This is a genomic window from Burkholderia cepacia, assembly GCF_001039005.1.
Classification (GTDB): domain Bacteria; phylum Pseudomonadota; class Gammaproteobacteria; order Burkholderiales; family Burkholderiaceae; genus Burkholderia; species Burkholderia theae.
The window spans coordinates 1-1784 of the sequence record NZ_LDWR01000118.1; the positions used below are offsets into that span (position 1 = coordinate 1).

1 protein-coding gene and 1 pseudogene are annotated in these 1784 nt (G+C 51.6%); both read right to left on the reverse strand.

Going from position 1 to position 1784, the window contains the following annotated elements; translation table 11 throughout:
* Nucleotides 1-47: 47 nt before the first annotated feature.
* Nucleotides 48-1298 (reverse strand): protein kinase domain-containing protein, encoded by a 1251-nt coding sequence (locus VL15_RS38120; RefSeq protein ID WP_048252066.1) that lies wholly within the window; start codon nucleotides 1296-1298, stop codon nucleotides 48-50.
* Nucleotides 1299-1513: 215 nt separating this feature from the next.
* Nucleotides 1514-1634 (reverse strand): annotated as a pseudogene (locus tag VL15_RS42450) (integrase core domain-containing protein); the annotation flags it as partial.
* Nucleotides 1635-1784 lie beyond the last annotated feature (150 nt).

Here is a 1784-nt window from a genome sequence, read left to right on the forward strand (position 1 = left end):
TTCTACCCGCCACCTTCAGCTCTAACCTGACAGTACCCATGCTCTAGTTATTCAAATTCCCAGCTGGCTATGAGCTTAGCCAAATTCCCTTGTACTGATTCCAAGGCACACTCGAATGCTTGGTTGATGCCCTGTTCATCGTCAAACCCCATAGACTGCAAATCCTCTTTCAGCGCTCTACCGATTCTAGACAAAATTCCTACGACATCTGCCTCGCGGACATTGAAGCGCTCCAACAACTTGTGCAGAGGATAATGCTTTCGTGCAACCTCCGAATCCTTTCCGACCAGAAAATTTCGGCCAACCGTTTCCGCGAGCGAGCAGCCTTTGCGATCGAACAGATAGTCGATGTCGTTGAAGCGCTCCGCCTCGAAATCCTGATCGAACCTCGCGCGGCCAAAGTCGATGGCCTTCAGGAACACCGAGCCATCCTCCTCGCGCTTATGCACTAGCAGGTTCTGCATGTGCAAATCGCGATGGGACAGCCGATTGCAATAAAATGCCCTGACCATATCAACCAACTGCGCTGCAACGCTTCTGGCCTGATCCGGAGATAGTGTGGCGAGGCTGGCATCCAGTTCGTGACTGACAATGTGCTTCGGATCGTACCGTATTACCTTTGCGTAGGCGAAGTTTGGGTTGACATTCCTTGGCGCGGCAATTGGCTGCTGCGTCGAAACATATCGCTGCAGATGCTCCCGGTTACATGTGTATTCGGCCACCTGTTTTTCTCGCTCGAAGTCCGCGCAGCCTACGTCGTCTTGGGCCTGTAGCACCCCGGTGTCAGCATTAAAACGCTTATGCACTCCGCCGAAGGCAAAGTCGCTGTCTACCAATAGTGCCAGATTTTCCGGTGTGACATACAGTTGGTAATCCTCCAGCGACGACGCCTGTGTTTGCACATACGAGGCGTCTGTCGACTCGCCCAAATCCAATAGAATCAAACTCTTCTCTTGCGCAGACACCTGCATTGCACGGACCACCACGCCGTCGATACAAAAGCTGACGTGGCAGTTATCCTGATTTTGTGTCGTCACTGTGGTAAATAGCGTCCGATTGCTAGCCGTAGCCAACTGCGCTAGCAGATTGAACGAATGAAATGCATTCAATGGGCTTTCGACGTTCATCAGTTTGAACAACCGATCCAGCGCATCCTGTTTTTTCTCAACTCGAAACAAATCCTTGAACTTGTCCCACAAGCCCATATGCGTGGAAATTTTCTGATCGCCACTCATCATGCGTGCCACGCGGTTGCTGCTTAGGGGAATAGAATTAAATTTTGAAATGGAGTATGACATTGTTGAATTCCTTCAAAACGTTAAAATCGAATCTGCACCACGCAAGCATGATACTTGCCGATCCTGCCTCCCAATGCTTGCAACAACCGCGCACGCTTGTAATGAACCGCCTCGGAAAAGTAGGTGACTTCAACTATGGGTCGCAACAGGAGGGGCTGAGGGATGGAAAACGAAAGCAAAGGATCGAGCTTCACGCCGGCGCGCTCGGCTATCTGTTGTCCATTGAAGCTCTCGATGTATGCGTTCTCCGCTGGTTTACCTGGACGGATGAACTTGCAGCTTCACAACGTGCTCGTGGGCCCAGGCGTCGAGCGCCTTGCTGATGAACTCCGGACCGTAGAGAGGTGGTGCAGGGAATTTAGACAGAGGGATAAGTAGAACTACTGGTCACTGAGCTGGGCATAATTCCGGCAAAGGAAGCCAGAAGATGACGAGAAGGACCCAGCGGCGCAGGTTGATGCGATCCAGCCTTGTTTTCACGTACAG

Bases quoted from the DNA above. Each gene is read 5' to 3' on its own strand.
- VL15_RS38120 (WP_048252066.1), bottom strand. From the start codon at position 1,298: ATGTCATACTCCATTTCAAAATTTAATTCTATTCCCCTAAGCAGCAAC.